This window comes from Paraburkholderia sp. CI2, assembly GCF_014201055.1.
GTDB classification, from domain to species: Bacteria; Pseudomonadota; Gammaproteobacteria; order Burkholderiales; family Burkholderiaceae; genus Paraburkholderia; species Paraburkholderia tuberum.
In genome coordinates, this window is the sequence record NZ_JACHDL010000004.1 from 335,474 (window position 1) to 358,851 (window position 23,378).

The window sequence follows — 23,378 nt, forward strand, 5'->3', positions numbered from 1 at the left end:
CGCGCGCCGCCATGGCTGCTGCAGATACTCCCACCGTGATCTCCCGCCGCGCGGCACTCAGCCGGATGGTGCGCGCGGTCACGTCGCCGTATTACCGCTACCGGCACGCGAAGGTACTGCATAGCCTGCGCGTCGGCCTCGCGATGCTGGTGTCGATTCTCGCGACGACCGGCATCGATATTCCGCACGGCATCTGGTCGTCGGTGACGTTGCTGATCGTGATCGGCGGCTTGCAGCATCACGGCAATATCCGCAAGAAAGCGGCCGAACGCGCGGCCGGCACGCTGCTCGGCGCATCGATCGGGCTCGTGCTGATCGTGCAGCAAAACTTCATCGGCTCGCTGCCGCTCACCTATGTGCTGATGGCGATCGTCGCGTCGATCTGCGCGTGGTTCGCGATTGGCTCGTCCGGCTATATCGGGCTGTTGACCGCCATCACGATGTGCATCGTCGCGGGCCACGGCGACAATCTGATCGACGTCGGCCTGTGGCGCACGCTGAACGTGCTGATCGGTATCGTCATCGCGCTGGCGTTTTCGTTCGCGTTTCCGCTGCACGCTACGTATTCGTGGCGCTACGGCCTCGCCGCCAATCTGCGCGAATGCGCGGGCATCTACGCGCGGCTGCTCGACGGCGAAACGATCACCGAGGAGGAGCAGATCAAGCGCTTCCTGCGGATCAACAAGCGGCTCGTGCAACTGCGCTCGCTGATGCCGTCGGTCGCGAAGGAAATCGACGTGCCGCAGTCGAGGCTCGAGGAGATCCAGCGGCTGCATCGCTCGGTGCTCAGCTCGCTGGAACTGCTTGCCACGGGGCCGCTGATGAACGCCGATGCCGCCGCGCGCACCGCCTATGCAGCGCATTGCGGCGCCGAGGTGCGCGCCGTGCGGGCGATCCTGTTGTCCACCGCGCGCGGGCTGCGTTTTGGCCGTCCGTCGCGCTTTGGCATTCCGGCTGCGGCGCCGCCCGCGAAGGGGCACGGCGACGTGGCCACCGCGTTGCCGCCCGACTGGCAAGGGCCGTACTGGCTCGGTCAGCGGCTCGCGGAGCAGGTAGACCGGTTGCGCGCGCTATTGCTGGAGACCGAGCCGAACTGGAACATCGAGCGGCACGAGCGGGCGACGCGTGGTAGGTAGGTGCTAGGGTCTGTTTACATATGGAACGCACGTGCGTTGCCGCGAGAAGGGCCGCTCGCAAGGACTGCGACGCCGCGAATACTCGACGTATTCGCAAGGAGCATGACGCAGCGAGCGGCCCTTCTCGCGGCAACCCCATTGCCTGGATTTCATTCCAGGGGAATGCCCGCTATCGGCCGCATGGCGGCGTCGCGCGTCGCTCACGTGGCGCGGCCACGCAGCGCTCCTTACTCCTTGCCCTGCGGCCGATAGCGGGCATTCGCACGTGCGTTCCATATGTAAACAGACCCTAGCGCTGGCCTGCCCTAAGCCTCAAACCTGCGGCGGCAGCGTGACCATCCACATCATGCCGAAGCGGTCCACTACCATTCCGAAGCCCTTGCTCCAGAACGTTTGCTGGAACGGCATCACGACCTGGCCGCCATCGGCGAGCGCGTTGAAGCATTTTTCCGCCGACGCGCCGTCATCGACGGTCAGCGACAGACTGAAGCCGTTGAACGGGCCGGCCGCCGGATCGCAGTTGCCGTCGGAAGCCATCCACGTGCTGGAGCCCAGCTGCACGCTCGCGTGCATGATCTTGTCGGCGAGTTCGGGGCGTGGCGGATTGTGCGCGTCCGGCGGCGCTTCCTTGAACAGCATCTTGAAGGTCACCTGGGCGCCGAGCTTGTCGGTGTAGTAATCGAGCGCTTCCTGGCAGCGGCCGTTGAAGAACACATAGGGCTGAACGTACATGATCGTCTCCATGGTCAGGCGTTGGGCGGGCGCCGTCGTTCCTCGCCAGCGGCGGTGGGCAGAGGCGTGGAGTCGATTGTAGTCGGTGGCGGCGCGTCGATTGTGACGCTATGTCGCCGGTGGCGACGCAGCGTAAACGAAAAGCGGCGCTGAACCGTGAGGTCCAGCGCCGCCTGTCAACGATTGCATTCGCGCGGAGCCGCGCGGCGAGCGTGAGCGTCACTCAGCCAGCCAGGCCCGCCGCCTCCGGCGCCTCAGCGCAGCGTGTCGATCAGCTTTTCCAGCTTCACCGCGTCCGCGGCGAACGTGCGGATGCCTTCGGAGAGCTTCTCGGTCGCCATCGCTTCGTCGTTGAGGAGGAAGCGGAACGACTTCTCGTCGACCGGCACGCGCTCGATGTCCGCGTCGTGCGATGTCTCCGGCGACAGCTTGCGTTCGACCTTGTCGGTGCTCTCGTGCAGTTTCTGCAGCAGGTCGGGGCTGATCGTCAACAGATCGCAGCCGGCCAGTTCCAGAATCTGCGAGGTGGTGCGGAAGCTCGCGCCCATCACCTCGGTCTTGTAGCCGAACTTCTTGTAGTACGCGTAGATGCGGCGTACCGACTTGACGCCCGGATCGTTGGCGCCGCCGTCTTTCGCTTCGTCCCACGCGCTGCCGGCGTTCTTCTTGTACCAGTCGTAGATGCGGCCGACGAACGGCGAGACCAGCTGCGCGCCGGCTTCCGCGGCGGCGGCGGCCTGCACGAGCGAAAACAGCAGCGTCATGTTGCAGTGGATGCCTTCCTTCTGCAGCGCCTCGGCCGCGCGCACGCCTTCCCACGTCGACGCGAGCTTGATCAGCACGCGGTCGCGCTCGATGCCGTGTTCCTTGTACAGCGCGATCAGCTCGCGGCCTTTCGCGATCGAGCCTTCGACGTCGAACGACAGGCGCGCGTCGACTTCGGTCGACACCCGCCCCGGGATGATCTTCAGGATTTCGGTGCCGAAGGCGATCAGCAACTGGTCGATGATCGCGCCGGGCGGCTTCGACGCATGCGCCTTCACGGTCTTTTCGAGCAGCGGCCGGTAGTCGTCTTTCTGCACGGCCTTCAGAATCAGCGACGGATTGGTGGTCGCATCGCGCGGCTTGTACTGCGCAAGCTGCTGGAAGTCGCCGGTGTCGGCCACCACGGTGGTGTATTGCTTGAGTTGGTCGAGTGCGGTTGTCATGTTCGGGCCTTCAGGGCGCGTGTGCGCCATGGTTCAGGAGAAATGAGGACGCCGCCGCGCCGGCAGGAGGAATCAGCCGGCGCCGGCGGCCGCGGGTCAAGCCGCAGCGCGTCCCACGATGGCTTGGGAAACGCTGCCGGATACATCTATTCTATGGCGGATCGCCGAGGACGGTATGAACACCGCGTATGGACAGCCGGGCGGGGATATCCGTTCACGCGCGCCGCGCGTTCAGCACGACTTGCGTCACCACGCCGGCGACGAGCCCCCAGAACGCCGAGCCGATCGACAGCAGCGTGAGTCCCGAGGCGGTCACCATGAACGTGACGAGCGCCGCCTCGCGCTGCCTCGTGTCCTGCATCGCGTTGGCGAGCCCGCTCATGATCGAGCCGAACAGCGCGAGCGCCGCGACCGACACGACCAACTCCTTCGGGAACGCCGCGAACAGCGCGGCGATCGTCGCGCCAAACACGCCCGCGAGCAGATAGAAAATGCCGCCCCATACGGCCGCTGTGTAGCGCCTGGCGGGGTTTTCGTGCGCTTCGGGGCCGGTGCAGATCGCCGCCGTGATCGCGGCAAGATTGATGCCGTGCGAGCCAAACGGCGCGAGTAGCAGCGACGCGACGCCGGTCGTCGCGGTGGATTCTGGAACGGCGGGCGTTACTTGCTCAGCACCCGCATGGCCGTCTCGAGGCCCGCGAGCGTCAGCGGATACATGCGGTGGCCCAGCACTTCGCGGATCGCGCTGACCGACTGCCGGTACGGCCACAGCGCTTCCGGCTCCGGGTTCAGCCACGCGAAGTGCGGGAAGTGATCGGCGAGCCGGCGCAACCACACCGCGCCGGCCTCGGCGTTGTTGTACTCGACCGAGCCGCCGGGCTGCAACACTTCGTACGGGCTCATCGTCGCGTCGCCGACGAAGATCAGCTTGTAGTCGGGCGTGAACTTGTGCAGCACGTCCCACGTCGGTGTGCGCTCGGCGTGGCGGCGGCGGTTGTGCTTCCACAGGAAGTCGTACACGCAGTTGTGGAAGTAGTAGAACTCGAGGTGCTTGAACTCGGCCTTCGCGGCGGAGAACAGCTCCTCGGTGCGCTTCACGTGATCGTCCATCGAGCCGCCGACGTCGAGCAGCATCAGCACCTTCACGTTGTTGTGCCGCTCGGGCACCATCTTCAGATCGAGCCAGCCGGCGTTCGCGGCGGTGCTGCGGATCGTGTCGGGCAGGTCGAGTTCTTCCGCCGCGCCTTCGCGGGCGAACCGGCGCAACCGTCGCAGCGCGACCTTGATGTTGCGCGTGCCGATTTCGACCTGGTCGTCGTAGTCGCGATACGCGCGCGCTTCCCATACCTTGACGGCCGTGCGATTGCCGGCCGCGTCGCCGCCGATGCGCACGCCTTCGGGGTTATAGCCGCCGTGACCGAACGGCGACGTGCCGCCCGTCCCGATCCACTTGTTGCCGCCCTCGTGGCGCTCCTTCTGCTCGTCGAACAGTTCCTTCAGGCGCTCCATCAACTTGTCGATGCCGCCCATGGCCTCGATCTGCGCCTTTTCCTCGGGCGACAGATCGCGTTGCAGCTTCTTCTTCAGCCAGTCGGGCGGAATGTCGAACGCGAGCTCGGAGGTCGCCGCGACACCGTTGAAAAAGGCGCCGAACGCCTGGTCGAACTTGTCGAAGTACTGCTCGTCCTTCACGAGCGTGATGCGCGAGAGGTAGTAGAACTCGTCGAGCGACGGCGCGATCACGTTGGCCTTCAGCGCTTCGAGCAGTGTCAGGTATTCCTTCACCGAGACCGGCAGGCGGGCGGCGCGCAGCGAGTAGAAAAAGTCGATCAGCATGCTGGATGTCCTGCGGCGCGGCGCCCGCTCAACGGTTGTTGCGGTTCATGAACAGCAGCCGCTCGAACAGGCTCACGTCCTGTTCGTTCTTCAGCAGCGCGCCGTGCAGGGGCGGCACGATCTGCTTCTGATCGGCCGAGCGCAGTGCTTCGGGCGGAATGTCTTCGGCGAGCAGCAGCTTGAGCCAGTCGAGCAGTTCGGAGGTGGACGGCTTCTTCTTCAGCCCCGCGACGTTGCGCAGCTCGAAGAAGCTCTGCAGCGCCGCGGCGAGCAGATCCTTCCTGATGCCGGGGTAATGCACGTCGACGATCTGCTGCATTGTCGTCGCATCCGGAAACCTGATGTAGTGGAAGAAGCAGCGGCGCAGGAACGCGTCGGGCAACTCCTTCTCGTTGTTCGACGTGATGATCACGAGCGGGCGATGTCTGGCGCGCACCAGCTCGCGCGTCTCGTACACGTAGAACTCCATGCGGTCGAGTTCGCGCAGCAGGTCGTTCGGGAATTCGATGTCGGCTTTGTCGATCTCGTCGATCAGCAGCACGCTCTGCTCGTCCGATTCGAACGCCTGCCACAGCACGCCCTTGACGATGTAGTTGCGGATGTCCTTCACGCGCTCGTCGCCGAGCTGCGAATCGCGCAGACGCGACACCGCGTCGTATTCGTACAGCCCCTGCTGTGCCTTGGTGGTCGACTTGATGTGCCATTGCAAGAGCGGCATGCCGAGCGCGGCGGCGACTTCCTCGGCGAGCATGGTCTTGCCGGTGCCGGGTTCGCCCTTGATCAGCAGCGGACGCTTGAGCGTCATCGCGGCGTTGACCGCGAGCTTGAGGTCGTCGGTGGCGACGTACTGCGATGAGCCTTCGAAACGCATGACGAGATGCTCTTGTGCGGGAAAAAACCCAGTATAAGTCAGAAGGCCTGTTGGCCTGAAACCGGCTGACGTATGGTGTCAGCCGCGCAGTGACGCGGCGGCGGTGCCGCTGTGGCGTCGTTGCGAAGCCGCCGTGGGCATGGCGTGGGGCCCGTCCCGGCGGGCGTTGCGCGGCCCCCGTGTCTGGTGGACGTTCGGCGCGGCGTCGCGGTACAATGAGCCCGATTTTTTTGGCCTGCGCGGCTACCCTACAAGAAGAACGGCGCGGACCGCTGCCTTTGTAGGCACCCGTTTCCCCTCAAGCCAGGTTACATCTATGAATAAATTCGTCGGCAAACACGTCGTGATCGTAGCGCTGTCGGTGCTCGCGGGGTATGCGGCCAATGCGCAGGCAGCGGATGTCGTAGGCAACGCCAAGGCGGGCCAGGACAAGGTCGCGATGTGTATCGGCTGCCACGGCATCCCTGAGTACCGCACGGCTTATCCAGAGGTTTTCCGCGTGCCGAAGCTCGGTGGCCAGAATCAGGCGTACCTCGAAAACGCGCTGCGCGCCTACAAGAAGGGCGACCGCCATTTCGCCACGATGCACGCGATCGCGGTGACGCTGTCGGATCAGGACATTGCCGATGTCGCCGCGTACTACGCAGCGCAAACTGCCGCTTCGAAAAACAATCCCGACAAGTGATCGGCGTCGGTCACCAGCACATCCAATTCGCGGGATAGGAGATTTCATGATCAAGCCCCAACAGGCACTCCACACGGTATTCAAGGCGGTCGGCGCGGCGGCGGTCATCGGTCTGGCCGCGGCGAACGCAGCCCACGCGGCCGACGCCGGCAAGGGTAAGGTGCTCGCCGACAGCCACAACTGCGCGGCCTGCCACGGCCCCAACCTGAACAAGCCGGTGAGCCCGGAGTATCCGAAGCTGGCCGGTCAGTACGCCGACTATGTCTACTGGGCGCTGCGTCAGTACCAGATGGGTACTGGCAATCCAAACCTCGGCCGCAACAACGCGATCATGCAGGCACAGGTGCAGAGCCTGTCGCTAGGCGACATGAAGGACATCGCCGCTTACATCGAATCGCTGCCAGGCGACCTCGTGCAGAAGAAGTAAGCGTCGGGCGCCGGTTTCGCGCCGAAGCTTCAAAAGCAAAACACCCCGCCTTGGCGGGGTGTTTTGCTTTGAGGGCGTCGTACCTCGGCGTGCTGGCGTCGTGCCGCGCCGGAGTTTCCAGTCGCCTCAGTCGCGCGTCGCGCGCCGTTCGATGCGCTGCAGATACGCGTCCGTGTCCGGCGGCGTGCCGGTGCGCTGCGCTTCCCAGATGGTTTCGCCGAGGCAGTCCATGATCGCGTGCTGCGCCTCGTGCGTCGAGCCGAGGCGCGCGGCGAGCCGCTCATGCGCGGCTCGAATGCCGGGCGGCTGATCGATCGACAACTGCTCGGAGATCGCCAGGTGCATCGACAGGTGCAGGAACGGATTGGTCTGGCCGCGCTCCGGCGAATAGTCCTGCGCCTGGGCGGCGAGACCGTCGGCGAGATCGGCGTGATATTCGGGATGCTCGACGATCCAGTCGGCGGCGATCGCCTCGAGCGGCGTCAAAATCTCGCCCTGGCGCTGTTTGCGCCAGGTGTCGGTGAAAAAGAGGCGAACTTCGTCGCGGCTGGGATTGAACATCGTGGAACCGGTGCGTGGGAGTGGAGGCGCGGAGCGCGACGGTGCGGGTCCGCAGTGCGCGCTGCACCGTAAGACACTATTTTACGCGGCCGCCGCGTGGGCTGCAGGCGCGCTGCACGGCCTCGGGTCTCGAACTGGGCCGGCCTTATAGATCGGGTGGCGGGGTCTTCGGCCGGAACTCGCACAGCGGCTCGATCGCGCAATGCCAGCATTCGGGGCGGCGCGCCTTGCACACGTAGCGTCCATGCAGGATCAGCCAGTGGTGCGCATCCTGCCTGAATTCGGCGGGCGTGAATTTTTCGAGTGCCGCTTCGACCGCGCGCACGTCCTTGCCGGGCGCGAGGCCGGTGCGGTTGGCGACGCGGAAAATGTGCGTGTCGACCGCGATGGTCGGATGGCCGAATGCGGTGTTCAGGATCACGTTGGCCGTTTTGCGGCCGACACCGGGCAGCCCCTCGAGTGCCTCGCGATCCTCGGGCACCTCGCCGCCATACCGGTCGAGCAGAATGCGGCAGGTCGCGATCACGTTCTTCGCCTTCGTGCGATATAGACCGATCGTCCTGATATAGCTCGCGACACCTTCCTCGCCGAGGTCGAACACCTTCTGCGGCGTGTTCGCGACCGGAAACATCCTGCGCATCGCCTTGTTGACCGACACGTCGGTCGCCTGCGCCGACAACAGCACCGCGATCAGCAATTCGAACGGCGTCGTGTACTCGAGCTCGGTGGTGGGATGCGGATTGAGGCTCTGAAGCGTTTCGTAGATCGCGCGGCGTTTGTTCGCGTTCATGCGGAGCGGGTCCGTGTGAGTGGGCCGGGTTGCGTCGGCATGGTCAGCGCGTGGTTGGCGGCGAGTTGGACGGCGGATTGGACTCGTTTGACTCGTCGGACTGCTGCTCCGAGCCGGGCGTGTCGCCACCGCTGGCAAGACCGAGACGGCGGCGGCGCGCTTCGGCGGCGTCGATCTGTGCCTGCACGTCGGCGCTGACGTTCTCGGTGTTCAGCGGTCCCTCGCCTTTCGCGGCCAAGTCTTCCTTCTTCTTGCGCGCGCGTTCGAGCGCGGCCTGGATGATCGCGCGTTTCTTCGCTTCCGCGTCGTCCGCAATCGGGGCGGCGGGAGCCTCGGACGGCACTGTCGCGCCGCTTGCCGCAACCGCGTCCGGCGCAGCCGGCGGCGCGCTTGCGGCTCGCCGCGCCGCAGCGCGCGCTTCGGCGGCGTCGCGCTCGCGCGCGAGACGGGTCTCGTGGCGGTTATGACGCGCCCGCGCCGCGTCCGCGTGGCTTTGGCTCCATGCATCCCAGCCGGTGGCCTCGCCGGTCACGGGGAGCATCGTGATGCAGTCGACCGGGCAGGGCGGCACGCACAGGTCGCAGCCGCTGCATAGCTCGGCGACCACGGTGTGCATCTGTTTCGGTGCGCCAACTATCGCGTCGACCGGACAGGCCTGCATGCACAGCGTGCAGCCGATGCACACCTGTTCGTCGATAACCGCCAACGGACGCGGACGTTCGACGCCATTGGCCGAATTGAGCGGAAGCACCGGTTTGCCGAGCAGCGCGGCGAGGCGCGCGATGCCCTCGGCGCCGCCGGGCGGGCACTGGTTATAGTTCGCCTCGCCATTGGCGACGGCTTCGGCATACGGACGGCATGCGGGATAACCGCACTTCGTGCATTGCGTTTGGGGCAGCAGATCTTCGATGCGATCCGCGAGTGTTTTGACGTCTGTCACGGTTGCGGCGCGGGGGTTTGCCGTGCGATCACACGACCTGAACTAAATAGCACATTATCGCCGATTTCCCGGATTGCCATTCGCAATCCATGTGCCATAATCGAAGCGCTTCATTCGAAAGACCGCAGAAAAGGGTGTGTTTCCCAACCACGACGCGCCCGCTAAACGCCGCCACAAAAAGGCTCGAGGAGAGGCCGGCGGCGCGATCCGGAGAACGCGGCTCACGAAGACGATGCCACCATGAATCAGCCGAAAATCAAAAGAGATCCTGAAGGCACGAGGCGCCGCATCTTGCTCGCGGCGGCGGAAGAGTTTGCAAATGGAGGGCTGTTCGGCGCGCGAGTCGATCAGATCGCTCGCCGCGCGGAAACCAATGAACGAATGCTCTACTACTACTTCGGTAGCAAGGAGCAGCTATTCACTGCGGTACTCGAGCACGCGTTCAGCGCGCTCAACGAAGCGGAACGCACGCTCGAACTCAACGGAATCGCGCCGGTCGAGGCGGTTACGCGTCTCGCGCATTTCGTGTGGGACTACTACCGCGATCATCCCGAGTTGTTGAGGCTCATCAACAACGAGAATCTGCATGAAGCACGCTATATGCAGAAGTCCACGCGCATACGCGAAATGATTTCGCCGATCGTCGCCACGCTCGGCGGCATTCTCGAACGTGGGCAGCGCGCGGGGCTGTTTCGCACGAACATCGACCCGCTGCGCTTTTACGTGACGCTCTCGGGCATGGGCTACTACATCGTGTCGAACCGTTTCACGCTCGAGGCGACGCTCGGCCGCGATTTCAGCAGCGCCGCCGAACGCAGCGAGGTGATTCAGATGAATACCGAACTGCTGCTCGCGTATTTGTTGAGAAAGTAACGGGCAGTGCCGCGGTGATCATGGCCGCGGCAAAAAATCAGTATGACGAACAAAGCGCGATAAAAAAGCCAACGGCCTCGAACGGGACCGTTGGCTTTTTATATGCTAGTGCAAGTTTGATGCTCAGGCTTCGACTTTTTCTTTCGCCGTTTTTGCTGCCTTGTTGTGCTCGAGAATGAAGTCGCGCAATTGCGGGTAAATGATCGTGCGCCAGCGGCGGCCCGAGAAAATGCCGTAGTGGCCGCATTTCTCCGCAGTGAAGTGACGCTTGTTCTTCGCCGGAATGCCGCTGCACAAGTCGTGCGCCGCGTAAGTCTGGCCGTCGCCCGAAATGTCGTCGAGTTCACCTTCGATCGTAAACAGCGCGGTCGTCGTGATGTCCTGCGGCCGCACCGGTTCGCCGTTGACGACCCACGTGCCCTCGGCAAGACGGAACTCCTGGAACACGACGCGGATCGTGTCGAGGTAATAATCGGCATCCATGTCGAGCACCGCGTTGTACTCGTCGTAGAACCGGCGGTGCGCTTCGGCGTCGTCCTCGTCGCCGCGCAGCAGGCTCTGGTAGAAATCCCAGTGCGACGCCGCGTGACGCTCCGGATTCATCGCGACGAAACCGGTGTGCTGCAGGAAGCCGGGATAGACCTTGCGGCCCGCGCCGGGATAGTTCGGCGGCACCGTGAAGATCACGTTGTTCTCGAACCACTCGTACGAGTGCTGCGTGGCCAGCGAATTGACCGAGGTCGGGCTCTTTCGTGCGTCGATCGGGCCGCCCATCATCGTCATCGTGCGCGGCGTGTCCTCGCCGCGGCTCGCCATCAGCGAAATGGCGGCGAGCACCGGCACGGTCGGCTGGCACACCGAGATCACGTGCAGATTCTTCGCGCCGATATGGCGAATGAATTCCTGGATATACGCGATGTAGTCGTTCAGACCGAACCAGCCGGCTTCTAGCGGCACCATGCGCGCGTCGAGCCAGTCGGTGATGTAGACCTTGTGGTCTTGCAGCAACGTGCGCACGGTATCGCGTAGCAGTGTGGCGTGGTGTCCTGACAACGGTGCGCAGACGAGCACGACCGGTTCGTCTTTCAGTTGGCTGACAGCCTCGCTGTCGTCCGCGAAGCGCTTGAAGCGCATCAGACGGCAGAACGGTTTTTCGATGAACGTCTGCTCGACGATCGGAATGTTATGGCCGTCTTTGACAATCTGGTGAATATTGAACTCGGGCTTTTCGTAGTCCTTGCCGAGCCGGTAAAGCAGTTCGTAGCCGGCGGAAAGGCGCGTGGCGCCCGGCACATAGGCTAGCGGACTGGCCGGATTCGCAAATGATTTCGATGCGGCCTGAGCCCAGGCGGTGAGGGGGCTCAACATCGCCCGCTGGAATTCATGAAATTGATAGAGCATGTTTGCTCCGTTTTAAGCGGTTCGCATGGGGCTTCGCAAACACGCGTGAGGCGTTGCGGCGGGCCATTGTGGTTGTAGGCACATTATTGTCGGCCGACAGTCAGATCGATAATATCGAACAAGGCAAATTTGTGCAATGCAACAATATTCGCATTCAGTGTACGCAAATTGTCACTGCGTCATGCTAATGGCGATGCTGCTCCGCCGCTATCAGGGCTTGCCTGATCCTCAAGCACCATCGCGCGGATGCCGTTATGCGCCGGATGGCCGGTCGCCTGCGCCATCTCCTGCTCGTGCTTCATCAGGTTCAGTCCGGTGTGCACGAGCGCCACGTGGGAGAACGCCTGCGGAAAATTGCCGACGAGACGTTTATCGACCGGGTCGTACTCCTCGGACAGCAGGCCGACGTCGTTGCACAGCGCGAGCAGCCGCTCGTACATCTCGATGGCTTCCTGCACGCGTCCCTGCAGCGCAAGGTTATCCACCATCCAGAACGAACACGCAAGAAAGGTGCCTTCCCCCGGTGGCAAGCCGTCGTCGTATTCCGTGGTGCGGTAGCGCAGCACGAAGCCGCCGTGCATCAGGTCCCGCTCGATCGCCTCGACCGTGCCCTTGATGCGCGGATCGTGCGGCGGCAGGAAGGCGACCAGCGGCATCAGAAGCACGCTCGCGTCGAGCCGATCGCTGCCGTAGTACTGCGAGAACGCGTTGAGCTGCGGATTCCACGCCTTCTCGCAGACCTCGGCGTGGATCGTGTCACGCATCGCGCGCCATTCGTCGAGGGGGCCGTCGAGCTTGAACATTTCGGCCGAGCGGATCGCGCGGTCGAACGCGACCCACGCCATCACCTTCGAGAACGTGAAATGCTCGGGGCCGCCGCGCGTCTCCCAGATGCCTTCGTCGGGTTCGCGCCAGATCGTGCTCAGGTGCTCGAGCATCGCGCGCTGCACGCTCCACGCGGTGACGTCCGCCTGCAGGCCGCCGACGCGCGCCAGATGCAGCGCGTTCATCACCTCGCCGTAGACGTCGAGCTGACGCTGCCCGACCGCATTGTTGCCGATGCGCACCGGTTTCGCGCCCTCGTAGCCGGGCAGCCAGTCGATTTCGGATTCGGGCAGGCGCCGCTCGCCGCCGATGCCGTACATGATCTGCAACTGGTCCGGCGCGCCCGCCATCACGCGGCCGAGCCAGCTGCGCCAGGCGCGCGCTTCGTCGTAGTAGCCGCCGCGCATCATCGCGAGCAGCGTGATGGTCGCGTCGCGCAGCCAGCAGTAGCGGTAGTCCCAGTTGCGCGTGCCGCCGAGCCGCTCGGGCAGCGACGTGGTGGGCGCCGCGACGATGCCGCCGGTCGGCTCGTAGGCGAGCGCGCGCAGCGTGATCAGCGAGCGGCGGATCGGCCCGGCCCAGCGTCCTTCGACGGTGCCGCGCGCCGCCCATTCGAGCCAGTGGTTCTCGGTGCGCGCGAGCGACGTGTGCGGATCGCGCGCGGGCGGAATGCGCAGATGCGACGCCGCGTACGCGAGCGAGAACGGCACGCGCTCGCCCTCGGTTACCGTGAATTCCGCGACGGTCTTCATGTCTTCGCCATGCAGTTCGACCGGCGTGCGCAGCACCGCGTTGTCGGGGCCGACGATCGCCTTGATGCCGCTGTCGTGCTTGAGCTTGTCGACCCACGGAATCGAGAAGCCGTAGTCGAAGCGCAGCACGAGTTCCATCTTCATGCGCACGGTGCCGCGCTTGCCGACGACGATGCGGATCAGCTCCGACCAGCCGTTGCCGGGCGGCATGAAATCGATCAGCGTGACGGCGCCGTCGGGCGTTTCGAAGTCGGTTTCGAGGATCAGCGTTTCGCCGCGATAGCGCCGCGTGATGGTCGGCGCGCCGTGCTCGCCCCCGGTAGCGGGGGCGAGCAGCCAACGGCCGTTGTCGGGCGAGCCGAGCAGCGCGGCGAAGCAGGCGCCCGAGTCGAAGCGCGGCCAGCAGAGCCAGTCGACGGAACCCTCGCGGGAGATGAGCGCGGCGGTATGGCCATCGCCGATGAGTGCGTAGTCTTCGATGTGTGCAGGCATGGAAAGCGTGTCGGAAAACGAGTCGTTATTACGGACGGCGACAGCAGCCGCGCTTCGAGTGGGTGTTATTACCGGACCACGATCGGCAGTGTTTGGTTCACCGCACAGTGCGGCAAAACGCGGGTTGGAAAATTGTCAAATCCACGCATACAATCAAATTTCATGCCGATGTCCGGCGACCTGCCGGACTGCGAATCGGCCTTGCTCATGGCGGTTGCAGACGCCGTTTCCGAGGACGAAAGCCATGCTGAACCCTTCGAAATCCGATTGCATCACGATTCTCTCGGCCGCCAGCCAGCTTGCCGGCGACTCCATGTTGCCACTCGATCATGGCCGGCTCGGCCTGAGCCGCAACGGCATGCTGGCTGCCGCCTCCTTCCTGGTCGAGCGGGCCTGCTTCCGGCGCTATCAGCAGGATGCCGATCATTATGCGGTCGGCGCGCTGTCGTTGCAGGGGCGCCTGCGGCTCGAACAGCTGGCGAACGGTTGAGCGGTAGGGCCGAGCGTTCGTAGCGCCGGTTCCTGGCGTATCCGCGCCGGCCATTCGCCGCATCCCTCCGTACCGCGCCTTCGCATTTCCTATCCGTATCTTCACGCCGCGTCGCGTCAGGTCGATCGTTCGCGTGGCGCGGGCGGTCGCGCGCGTCCATCTTGCGCGCGATGCCCGCTTCCCGCATAGGTCACGGCGTGACATATGCCGCGCTCTCACATGGGCGAGTGGCGCTGGCACCCAGCGAACCTTCCCTTCGTGCGAAACCACCTCGATACCGGACGCAAATCTCACGCCCGGCGTCGCGGCGCCTGTCGCTCACAGATGCGACGAGCCCACCCCGAAGATCCCGATGATGCCGATGATGATCAGGTAAAGCGCGACGATGTAGTTCAACAGGCGCGGCATGATCAGGATCAGGATGCCTGCGATCAACGAAACGAGCGGGCCCAGGCTGAGAGTGACGTTCATGGAGACTCCGTGGTTGAGACGCGTGATGCGCGATTGAGAAAACGATTGAAAAACGTCCCGCCGCGCGGGACCCAAGCCGCTGGCGCAGACCGTGCCGCAGCGGTGGATTCACTGCATGATCCGACCTGACGCTCTTATACTGACTTCGACAACAACAACGTGGAACGACGCTCGATTCGCGGCGCGGCAGACCAGACACCGTTACAACCGCTCGTACCCCGGCTCATACGCGAGCCCGTACCAGACAACCGATGTCGAGGAGGTCTCATGCTTCACAGTCGCCGTGCCGTCGGGCGTGTTGCCGTGCGCCCAGTTCCGACTTCCGTTTTTACTTCTGTTCTTGCCAGTGTTGCATTTCAGGGTTCCCGTCCGCGTGGCGCAGACCGCGCCGCTCCATCTGCCGCGGATTGCACGGCGGAAAGCACCGCCCGGCGCGCAACGCGGCCAGTGCCGTTGCGGGCCGCCCGTTCGATAATAAGAGGTTTCGCGCTCATGGTTTCGATTGTTGCTTCGCACGCGTATGCGCAAGATTCTGGCCCGGTCCCCGCGGACGGCGTCTATACGATGCTGGTCGGTACTTACACCAGCGGCAAGAGCGAGGGCATCTACGTCTTTCGCTTCGATACGAAGACGGGCGCGGCGACCGAGGTGTCGGTCGCGCAGACGGTCAATCCGTCGTTTCTGGTCGTGAGCCGCGACCGCCGCTTCGTCTATTCGGTCAACGAACTGCCCGGTGACAACGGCCCGGCCACGCAGCGCGGCGGCATCAGCGCGTTCGGCTTCGATGCCGCGCGCGGGCAGCTGACGTTTCTGAACAAGGTGTCGTCGGACGGCAATGATCCGTGCTATCTGAGCATCTCGGCGGACGGCAAGTATCTGCTGAGCGCGAACTATTCGGTCGCGCCCGATCCGGGCGGCAGTTTCGCGGTGTTTCCGCTGCAGGCGAACGGCCGGGTCGGCACCTCGGTGCAGACCGTGCATCACGAGGGCGGCGGTCCGGTGAAAGGGCGGCAGGACAACTCGCACGTGCATTCGACCGTGTTCTCGCCTGACGGCCGCTATCTGTTCGCGCAGGACCTCGGCGCCGACAAGCTGTACTCGTACCGCTACGCGCCGCAGAGCAGCGCCGGCGCGGGTCCATTCATCGCGACGGACTGGGGCTACACGCAGCAGAAGGCCGGCACGGGTCCGCGCCATCTGATCTTTGGCGCGGACGGCAAGCACGCGTATCTGACGAGCGAACTCGCGGCGACCGTCAGCACGTTCGACTACCACGACGGCAGGCTGAAGCTCGTGCAGACGCTGCCATTGAGCGAGCCTGACTTCAAGGGGAAGGTGGGCGCGGCGGCGATCCATATGTCGCCGGACGGACGCTTCGTGTATGCGTCCAATCGCGGCGACGCGAACGAGATCGTGATCTTCTCGGTCGATCCCGCCACTGGACACCTGAAGCAGATCGGCCGGCAGTCGAGCCTCGGCAAATCGCCGCGCGAGTTCACCATCGATCCGACCGGCAACTGGCTGATCGTCGGCAATCAGCTGAGCGACACGGTCTATGTGTTCAAGCGCGATCCGCAGACGGGGCTGCTCGATCCGAATCCGAAGCAGCATTTCGACCTCGGCTCGCCGGTCGACTTCAAGCTGGTATCACCGTCGTGATGCGCGGCACGCGCGGGTAAATGAAAAACGGACAGCTCACATCGTGAGGCTGTCCGTTTTTTCTTCCGGATCATCGCCGACCCGGTTAGCGATTCACCGGGCGCTCATTCCGCCGGCCCCGGCGCCAGCACTTCGCGGCTGCCGTTGATGCTCATCGCCGACACGAGGCCGGCCGTCTCCATCTGCTCGACGAGCCGCGCCGCGCGGTTATAGCCGATGCGCAACTGCCGCTGCACTGACGAGATCGACGCGCGCCGCGTGCGTACGACGAACGCGACCGCTTCGTCGTACAGCGGATCGGCTTCCGCATCCGGCGCTTCGCCGAACAGGTCCTGGGCCGCGCCGCCATCGCCGGCCGGGCCGTCGAGAATGCCTTCCTCGTATTGTGGCTCGCCGAACTGCTTCAGATATTCGACGATCGCATGCACTTCCTCGTCGGCGACGAACGCGCCGTGCACGCGCTGCGGGTAGCCGGTGCCCGGCGGCAGAAACAGCATGTCGCCCTGGCCGAGCAGCGACTCGGCGCCCATCTGGTCGAGAATCGTGCGCGAGTCGATCTTCGACGACACCTGGAACGCGACGCGCGTCGGAATGTTCGCCTTGATGAGGCCGGTGATGACGTCGACGGACGGCCGCTGCGTCGCGAGGATCAGGTGGATGCCGGCCGCCCGCGCCTTCTGCGCGAGCCGCGCGATCAGCTCCTCGATCTTCTTGCCGGCGACCATCATCAGGTCGGCGAGCTCGTCGATGACGACGACGATCAGCGGCAGCGGCGCCAGCGGCTCGGGCGCATCGGGCGTCAGCGAGAACGGGTTGCCGAGCTTCTTGCCCTTCGCCTCGGTGTCGCGGATCTTCTGGTTGAAGCCGGCGAGATTGCGCACGCCGACGGCCGACATCAGCCGGTAGCGCTTTTCCATTTCGCCGACGCACCAGTTCAGCGCATTGGCCGCGAGCTTCATGTCGGTGACGACCGGCGCGAGCAGATGCGGAATCCCTTCGTAAACCGAAAGTTCGAGCATCTTCGGGTCGATCATGATCAGGCGCACTTCCTCTGGCGTCGCCTTGAACAGCAGCGAGCAGATCATCGCGTTGATCGCGACCGATTTGCCCGAGCCGGTCGTGCCGGCCACCAGCATGTGCGGCGCCTTCGCGAGATCGGCGACGACTGGATGGCCGGTGATGTCCTTGCCCATCGCAAGCGTGAGTCGCGAGTGCGAGTTCTGGTAGACGCTCGCCTCGAGAATTTCCGAGAGGCGGATCGTTTGGCGCTTCGCGTTCGGCAGTTCGAGGCCCATGCAGGTCTTGCCCGGAATCGTTTCGACCACGCGGATCGACGTGAGACCGAGACCGCGCGACAGGTCCTTCATCAGACCGACGATCTGGCTGCCGCGCACGCCGAGCGCCGGTTCGACTTCGAAGCGTGTGATGACCGGACCCGCCGATGCGCCGACCACCATCACCGGCACCTTGAATTCCTGCAGGCGCTGCTCGATCAGCAGGCCGGTTTCGCGGAGCTTTTCATCCGGGATCGGTTCGATGTCGGCATCGGCGGGGGCGAGCAGATCGAGCGTCGGCAGTTCGACCATCGATGCGGCCGGCGCGTGGAACTCGAAGCCGTTGACCGGCGCGTGGCCGCGCAGCGGCGGGCGGCCGGCGGGCTCGGTAGTGGGTTGGTCGGCGGATTGGGCCTGCGGTTGCGGTGTTAGCGCGGGTAAAGACGACGGAGCGGACGACGGAGCGGGCGACGGTTCGGCGGCCGGCGTGTTCGCGACAGGCGTTGTGCTTGCGCCGACCGAAGGCTCGATGCTGGTCGCCGGCACGGCGAAGCCCGGGAAACGGACTACGTTCGAGACGACGGCCGGTGCGGTTGCCGGCATAGCGAGGTTCGCCGCACTCGTCGAAGTCGACGACGGCGGGTCGTTTGCGGGGGTGTTCGCGGGCTCGTTCACAGCGGGCAGGGCAGGGGCGTGCGACGTCGCGGGCTCACCTGACTGCGCACGTTCGCTCGCGAGCTCCGAGACCGTCGCACCGGACCACGGCGGCACGCTTGTGCTCGACGGCGCGGCGGCCTCCGTCTGCGGCGAGTCCGCTGACGCGGCCGCGCGTTGAGCCGCGGCGGGGCCGAGCTTGCTCTCCCAAGGCACGAGCATCTTGTCGATGACGATTTCGGCTGCCGGAGCCAGCGCTTGCGGAGGCGTCGCGGTGTCGGCGGTGGCCGGTTCGACGGTTCGCGCGGATTCCTCCCTCTGCGATGCCGGGACGCTGGTGTTTGTTGCTGTCTGCGTCGAATCGTTTTGGACCGCCGGTGCGTCTTCTTGCGAAGCATCGTCCCGTAGGCTGGCTGCGAAGCGCTCGAATGGCGTCGCCGTCGGCGACTCATGTTGCGGCGCGCTTGCGGCGGGTTCGGTGGCGGCAGACTCAGCCACAGCGGATGCCGATGGCTCGACAACCGCGGATTCGACAGCCGCAGCAGCCACGTCGGCCACCGACTCGATTGCAGTCGTCGTCTGCGGCGCAGCCGTAAGCGGCGCATGAATGACGGGCGGTTCGGTCGGCCATTGCGCAACCGCTTCGTTGCCGCCCTCGACCGACGTCTCGGACTCGGCCACCGCACGCTCGGCCGGCAACTCGACTGGTGCGGTTTCTTGCTGCGACTGCGCCGGCGACACCATCCGCGCCGAACTCTCCACGCTCTGCGCCTGCGGCGCCGCAACCGTCTCGCCGTTTTCGACAGGTAGCACGTCCCGCTGCGCCGGTGGCACATCGAACGTCGTCGACGCACGCTCATCGTCAATCTTCGCGCTATCGGCGCCACGGCCGCGCGCCAGGCTCACGCCGGCCATGTCGGTCCAGCGCGCGGCGTTTTCCGCGATGCTGCGCAGCGTTTCCTCGACGCTCGCGGGCGGCGCGACCGTCGACGCGTTCGTCATCGTTCGCGTGAAGTTCGGTGTAGGCCGGCGCACGGTCGACGGCGAGGTCGCGCCGGTGGCGCGCGAAGCGGCCGGGAACGGTTGACGCGGGCTCGCGCCGCGATTGAGCGGCGCGCTGCCGTCGGCCGGACGTGACAGCGACGACGGGCGGCTTGCGCGGCCCGCGGCATTCATCGATCCCGCTGTGATGCCGATACCGGCGCCCGAGGCGGCGGCGCGGGCCGCCATTGCCTGTGCCGCTCGCGCCGACACGCCGGCCGCGTTGGCGGCCGTCGCCGCCAACGCGGCACTGGAGCCGAACGACGCGGCCGCACGCTGATCTCCGACCGAGCGCCGCCCGACCTGCGCAGCACCATCACGAGCCGACATGCCCGATGCACCCGCCGCACCCAGCGATGCCGCCGCCGTCGCCGCGCGCGGCTCCGTGGTGCGCAGCCAGCCGGCCGGCGCGACCGGCTCGGTCGGCACGAATGGTGCGGCGGATCTGTCCGCAGCCTTGTCCGCATGCAGCGCCTGCGTTGCCGTCGACGTTGCCGGGCGCGGCGACGCGCTCGACCCCGTGCGTAACACCGGCTCGGTCTGCTTGACCGGCCCGCGCGCCGCGTCGGCGGCCGCATCGGCTCGCCAGCTTGCGCCGGCGCCACGGGCGGAAGCGTCCTTGCTACCCGCGATGCCAGCCGCCGCGGTGCCGGCAGCAGCGGCGGAGCCCGCGCCGCGCCCGCTCGCGGGCGGACGCCACACCGTCGGCCGCGCGTAGCGACCCTTGCTATTGCGCGGCGCCATCGTGTTGGTAGCAGGCGACACATGCGACGGCGCGCCGTCGTCGACGCTGCGGTGGCGGCGCGCATCCTCGTCGCGCTTCGCGAGTCCCCGCGACAGACCGAGGCCGAACGCGCCGTCGGCCCAAACGGCGACGTCGCTCCAGCGGAAGTCGACGAGCCACGGCAGGCTGATCACGAGCAGCGCGAGCGCCGCGAGCGGCGTGCCGACATGGCCGAGCACATGTCCAAGCCCCGCGGCGAGCGCACGACCGAAACCATTGATGCCGGCGATGCCGATCAGCGAGCCCTCGAGTGTGCAACTCGCGATCAGCACGCAGACGAAGCCGAGCCACAGCCGGATCGTGCCGGGGCCGCGCAGACCCGCGCCGCCCGGCAGCATCGACTTCACGAGGCGCCACAAAAGAGGAATGAACCAGACGGCCGACCCGCCGAACCAGCCGAAAACTACCGTGTGCATACCAGACGTCTACGAATGACGGAGCGCGCGAGAAGCGCAATCCGTCGAGTTTAAACGGCGCAGCGCGCGGCTTCGAAGGCCGGCGCGAATCCCGAACGCGGCGCAAACTCGCATCACTTGTCGCTGCGATCGAACATCAGGGTGTCGCCGTTGTCGAGGATCAGCTGCATCTGCTGCGGCGCTCGCATCTGCACGCCGGTGCGATCGATGCGCTCGAGCGCATCGAGGAACGGCTTCTCGATGTCGCCGCCCGGCGAGACGCACGCCATGCGTGTGCCGGCGAGGGAACCGAAGCTCAGCTTGCCGTCCTTCAGCATGTACGAACCCATGAAGCGGTTGCAGCCGGAAAAGCCGCTCGCGTGACGCCGGCCGCCTTCGGTCGACAACGTCAGCGTGAGCGGCTTCTGATCCTCCGACGGCACCGCGCGCGCCGTGCCGTCGGCGTTCTTCCACGAGCTCAGCACCCAGCTGGTGTCGTCGAGCAGTTGCGCAGCGGCGGGATTGAACGGATCAGGCGGCGGCGCCGACGAGTCCGGATGCTTCGGGATCGCGCACGCACCGAGCAGCGCGGCGATGCTCAACGCGGCGACGGCCGTGCGCAGGCACGGAATGATGCGCGCAAGAGGTCGCGGGCGGGAGCGGATGAGCATGGCGTCGTTCCTGTTCAAACTGGCGAAGGCGTAAGGGTAACGTACTAAGCTTGTCGTGCGCGAGCGATGCTCGCGGTGACGTGATCGCGGCTGCGAACGTCGACGCGGCAGCACGGTTCCGCTCGACCGCCACGGCCTCGCGAGCGCACCGAAAGCGCACCCTGAGCGCCGCGCGGCAAGGGGCCCGCATGTTAACATCGCGGTCTATCCAATCCCACCCTCATCCCGACTTTTATCTGGAGTTCCCATGCAGATCGGCCAACGGATCGGCACGCCCCTTTCTGAATCCGCGACGCGCGTGATGCTGCTCGGCGCCGGCGAGCTCGGCAAGGAAGTGATCATCGCGCTGCAACGGCTGGGCGTCGAAGTGATCGCCGTCGACCGTTACCCGAACGCGCCGGGCCATCAGGTCGCGCATCGCGCGCATGTGATCGACATGACCGACCGCGCCGCGCTGCGCGCGCTGGTCGAGCAGGAGCGCCCGCATCTGATCGTCCCCGAAATCGAGGCGATCGCCACCGACGAACTCGCCGCGATCGAAACCGAGGCGCTCGCCGAGGTGATCCCGACCGCGCGTGCCACCCAACTGACGATGAACCGCGAAGGCATCCGCCGCCTCGCTGCGGAAGAGCTTGGTCTACCGACCTCGCCGTACGCATTCGCCGATTCGCTCGACGAGCTGCGCGCGGGCATCGCGAAGGTCGGCTATCCGTGCGTCGTGAAACCGGTGATGTCGTCGTCGGGCAAGGGGCAGTCGGTGCTGCGCAGCGACGCCGACGTCGAACCCGCCTGGCAGTACGCGATGGCGGGCGGCCGCGTGAATTTCGGGCGCGTGATCGTCGAGGGTTTCATCGACTTCGAATACGAAATCACGCAGCTCACCGTGCGCGCGATCGACCCGGCGAGCGGCGCGGTCGGCACGTATTTCTGCGATCCGATCGGCCACGTGCAGGTCGCGGGCGACTATGTCGAATCGTGGCAGCCGCAGCCGATGAACCCGCTCGCGCTCGAGCGTTCGCGCGAGATCGCGCACAAGGTGACGGCGGCGCTCGGCGGCCGCGGCCTGTTTGGCGTGGAACTTTTCGTGCGCGGCGACGACGTATGGTTTTCGGAAGTCAGCCCGCGTCCGCACGACACGGGGCTCGTCACGCTGTGCTCGCAGCGCTTCTCGGAGTTCGAACTGCATGCGCGCGCGATCCTCGGCCTGCCGGTCGATACGTCGCTGCGTGCGGCGGGCGCGTCGGCGGTGATCTACGGTGGTCGCGACGAGGCCGGCATCGCGTTCGAAGGCGTCGCGGCCGCACTTGCGGTGCCCAATGCGGATCTGCGCCTGTTCGGAAAGCCGGAAAGCTTCGTCAAACGTCGCATGGGCGTCGCGCTCGCGACCGGCGAGAACATCGGGGAAGCGCGCTCGCGTGCCAGGCAGGCGGCGGCCGCGGTGCGGCCGGTGTCGGCGAAGTAACGGGCAGGCGGCGAGGCGCGGCGCAAAAGTGTGCGGGACGCACACGAAAGAGCCCACCGCATTCGTTTCCGGCTTATCGAAGCAAAGAGATCGGAGTAGAGGATCGTATGGCGCTTGAATCTCGCAGCAATCCATGGCGCGGCGCGCTTCGCCGGGTCGGCGCACTCGGCGTGGCGTTCGCGCTGTGCGCCGGCATCAGCGGCTGCGGGCTCGCGGCCGCGCCGTGCCGGATCGCTTCGGCGGGACTGAAGATCGTGCCGGTGGTCGGCCACGTCGCCGCTGCGCCGACCGATGCGTGTGCCGGCGTGATCGATCCTTGAAGCGTCGTCGAGCTGTCCGTGAATCGCCCATGAGCTGCCTGTGACTCGGCCGTGACCGGCGTCGCTGCCGGTGTTGCCTTCCCTGCCTGACCCCCGAAACAATCGAGGTGTTCGATGAAGACATGGCGTGTTGCAATCCTCACGGCGGCAGCATGGACGGTGGCCTGGCTGGCGGCATCTTCCGGCGGCGCATCTGCCGCGCCATTGCAGTTCAAGCACTTCGAGGGCAAGAACCATCAGACGCGCAAATACACCTGCGCGACCGGCAAGATCCTGCAAGTCACCTACTGGAACGCGCAGAACGGCCAGAGCTTCGCCGTGCTGCCGGTGAAAGGCGCGTCGATGCTGTTCGTCAACACGATCTCGGCGTCCGGTGCGAAGTACCAGGCTGGCAGCTATACGTGGTGGACCAAGGGTCCGCGCGCCAACCTGTACGACCTGACGAGCGGCGAGAACGCGCCGCCGATTCTCTCCGACTGCGTGACCGTGATTCGCTGATTTGCTGATCGGCGGACACGTGCACCGCATGCGGCGGCTTCATCCCCTACCGCCGCCTGCTTCTTCTCGCGCCTGGCTTCCTGTCCCCCGCGCCGCCTCGTGCGCTCGCGCGCATCGTTTCCGTTCGAGT

At 65.6% G+C, this 23,378-nt stretch carries 21 protein-coding genes and 1 pseudogene; 9 read left to right on the forward strand and 13 right to left on the reverse strand.

Annotation, left to right across the window (positions count from 1 at the left end; all coding sequences use genetic code 11):
* Window positions 1-11 precede the first annotated feature (11 nt).
* Entirely contained in the window at window positions 12-1,136 is a 1,125-nt protein-coding gene (locus HDG32_RS08880; RefSeq protein ID WP_184065629.1) for an FUSC family protein, read from the forward strand.
* A 312-nt stretch (window positions 1,137-1,448) separates the two neighbouring features.
* On the opposite strand, the gene HDG32_RS08885 is transcribed toward HDG32_RS08880, so the two are convergent.
* The 5 genes and pseudogenes from HDG32_RS08885 to HDG32_RS08905 form a co-directional block, all read right to left on the reverse strand.
* Window positions 1,449-1,868 (reverse strand): VOC family protein, encoded by a 420-nt coding sequence (locus HDG32_RS08885; protein ID WP_090805641.1) that lies wholly within the window; start codon window positions 1,866-1,868, stop codon window positions 1,449-1,451.
* A 254-nt stretch (window positions 1,869-2,122) separates the two neighbouring features.
* The gene (gene tal, locus HDG32_RS08890) at window positions 2,123-3,076 is read right to left on the reverse strand and encodes a transaldolase (protein WP_184065632.1); all 954 of its coding nucleotides are present in this window, start codon (window positions 3,074-3,076) and stop codon (window positions 2,123-2,125) included.
* Window positions 3,077-3,290: 214 nt separating this feature from the next.
* Window positions 3,291-3,719: pseudogene (locus tag HDG32_RS08895) on the reverse strand (benzoate/H(+) symporter BenE family transporter); the annotation flags it as partial.
* A 17-nt stretch (window positions 3,720-3,736) separates the two neighbouring features.
* A complete protein-coding gene (locus tag HDG32_RS08900; RefSeq protein ID WP_184065635.1) occupies window positions 3,737-4,912 on the reverse strand; it encodes a VWA domain-containing protein in 1,176 nt (391 codons plus the stop codon).
* Window positions 4,913-4,940: 28 nt separating this feature from the next.
* On the reverse strand, window positions 4,941-5,783 hold the full coding sequence (locus tag HDG32_RS08905) for a MoxR family ATPase (protein WP_184065638.1): 843 nt from the start codon (window positions 5,781-5,783) through the stop codon (window positions 4,941-4,943).
* A 316-nt stretch (window positions 5,784-6,099) separates the two neighbouring features.
* Between HDG32_RS08905 and HDG32_RS08910 the strand changes: the two genes are divergently transcribed.
* A complete protein-coding gene (locus tag HDG32_RS08910) occupies window positions 6,100-6,468 on the forward strand; it encodes a c-type cytochrome (protein WP_184021535.1) in 369 nt (122 codons plus the stop codon).
* Window positions 6,469-6,514: 46 nt separating this feature from the next.
* Complete coding sequence (locus HDG32_RS08915; protein WP_184065640.1) at window positions 6,515-6,895, forward strand: c-type cytochrome; 381 nt, start codon at window positions 6,515-6,517, stop codon at window positions 6,893-6,895.
* 126 nt (window positions 6,896-7,021) lie between these two features.
* Here the strand turns inward: HDG32_RS08915 and HDG32_RS08920 are convergent, their stop codons facing one another.
* The 3 genes from HDG32_RS08920 to rsxB form a co-directional block, all read right to left on the reverse strand.
* On the reverse strand, window positions 7,022-7,456 hold the full coding sequence (locus tag HDG32_RS08920; protein WP_184065643.1) for a DUF1841 family protein: 435 nt from the start codon (window positions 7,454-7,456) through the stop codon (window positions 7,022-7,024).
* Window positions 7,457-7,601: 145 nt separating this feature from the next.
* On the reverse strand, window positions 7,602-8,246 hold the full coding sequence (gene nth, locus HDG32_RS08925; protein ID WP_184021540.1) for an endonuclease III: 645 nt from the start codon (window positions 8,244-8,246) through the stop codon (window positions 7,602-7,604).
* Window positions 8,247-8,289: 43 nt separating this feature from the next.
* Window positions 8,290-9,186, reverse strand: a complete 897-nt coding sequence (gene rsxB / locus HDG32_RS08930; protein ID WP_184065646.1) for an electron transport complex subunit RsxB — start codon at window positions 9,184-9,186, stop codon at window positions 8,290-8,292.
* 240 nt (window positions 9,187-9,426) lie between these two features.
* On the opposite strand from rsxB, the gene HDG32_RS08935 reads away from it, so the two are divergent.
* The gene (locus tag HDG32_RS08935; protein WP_013088849.1) at window positions 9,427-10,059 is read left to right on the forward strand and encodes a TetR family transcriptional regulator; all 633 of its coding nucleotides are present in this window, start codon (window positions 9,427-9,429) and stop codon (window positions 10,057-10,059) included.
* A 123-nt stretch (window positions 10,060-10,182) separates the two neighbouring features.
* On the opposite strand, the gene HDG32_RS08940 is transcribed toward HDG32_RS08935, so the two are convergent.
* On the reverse strand, window positions 10,183-11,460 hold the full coding sequence (locus tag HDG32_RS08940) for a polyhydroxyalkanoate depolymerase (protein ID WP_090803645.1): 1,278 nt from the start codon (window positions 11,458-11,460) through the stop codon (window positions 10,183-10,185).
* Window positions 11,461-11,639: 179 nt separating this feature from the next.
* A complete protein-coding gene (locus HDG32_RS08945; protein ID WP_184065648.1) occupies window positions 11,640-13,529 on the reverse strand; it encodes a glycoside hydrolase family 15 protein in 1,890 nt (629 codons plus the stop codon).
* 244 nt (window positions 13,530-13,773) lie between these two features.
* Here HDG32_RS08945 and HDG32_RS08950 point away from each other — a divergent pair, with 244 nt between their 5' ends.
* Window positions 13,774-14,019, forward strand: coding sequence for a hypothetical protein (locus HDG32_RS08950; RefSeq protein ID WP_090803648.1), 246 nt, complete (start codon window positions 13,774-13,776; stop codon window positions 14,017-14,019).
* Between the two features lie 318 nt (window positions 14,020-14,337).
* Here the strand turns inward: HDG32_RS08950 and HDG32_RS08955 are convergent, their stop codons facing one another.
* Window positions 14,338-14,490, reverse strand: a complete 153-nt coding sequence (locus tag HDG32_RS08955; RefSeq protein WP_013088853.1) for a DUF3096 domain-containing protein — start codon at window positions 14,488-14,490, stop codon at window positions 14,338-14,340.
* Between the two features lie 492 nt (window positions 14,491-14,982).
* Here HDG32_RS08955 and HDG32_RS08960 point away from each other — a divergent pair, with 492 nt between their 5' ends.
* Window positions 14,983-16,149 carry a lactonase family protein gene (locus tag HDG32_RS08960; RefSeq protein ID WP_184065651.1) on the forward strand — a complete coding sequence of 389 codons (1,167 nt, stop codon included), beginning with the start codon at window positions 14,983-14,985 and terminating at the stop codon, window positions 16,147-16,149.
* A gap of 104 nt (window positions 16,150-16,253) precedes the next feature.
* Here the strand turns inward: HDG32_RS08960 and HDG32_RS08965 are convergent, their stop codons facing one another.
* Both HDG32_RS08965 and HDG32_RS08970 read right to left on the reverse strand, forming a co-directional pair.
* Window positions 16,254-20,318 carry a DNA translocase FtsK gene (locus tag HDG32_RS08965; protein WP_184065654.1) on the reverse strand — a complete coding sequence of 1,355 codons (4,065 nt, stop codon included), beginning with the start codon at window positions 20,316-20,318 and terminating at the stop codon, window positions 16,254-16,256.
* A gap of 113 nt (window positions 20,319-20,431) precedes the next feature.
* Complete coding sequence (locus HDG32_RS08970) at window positions 20,432-20,968, reverse strand: META domain-containing protein (RefSeq protein WP_184065657.1); 537 nt, start codon at window positions 20,966-20,968, stop codon at window positions 20,432-20,434.
* Window positions 20,969-21,215: 247 nt separating this feature from the next.
* Between HDG32_RS08970 and purT the strand changes: the two genes are divergently transcribed.
* The 3 genes from purT (at window position 21,216) to HDG32_RS08985 (ending at window position 23,248) form a co-directional block, all read left to right on the forward strand.
* The gene (gene purT, locus HDG32_RS08975) at window positions 21,216-22,430 is read left to right on the forward strand and encodes a formate-dependent phosphoribosylglycinamide formyltransferase (RefSeq protein WP_184065660.1); all 1,215 of its coding nucleotides are present in this window, start codon (window positions 21,216-21,218) and stop codon (window positions 22,428-22,430) included.
* A 107-nt stretch (window positions 22,431-22,537) separates the two neighbouring features.
* Complete coding sequence (locus tag HDG32_RS08980) at window positions 22,538-22,750, forward strand: DUF6726 family protein (RefSeq protein ID WP_090803657.1); 213 nt, start codon at window positions 22,538-22,540, stop codon at window positions 22,748-22,750.
* Between the two features lie 114 nt (window positions 22,751-22,864).
* The gene (locus HDG32_RS08985; protein ID WP_184065663.1) at window positions 22,865-23,248 is read left to right on the forward strand and encodes an MliC family protein; all 384 of its coding nucleotides are present in this window, start codon (window positions 22,865-22,867) and stop codon (window positions 23,246-23,248) included.
* Window positions 23,249-23,378 lie beyond the last annotated feature (130 nt).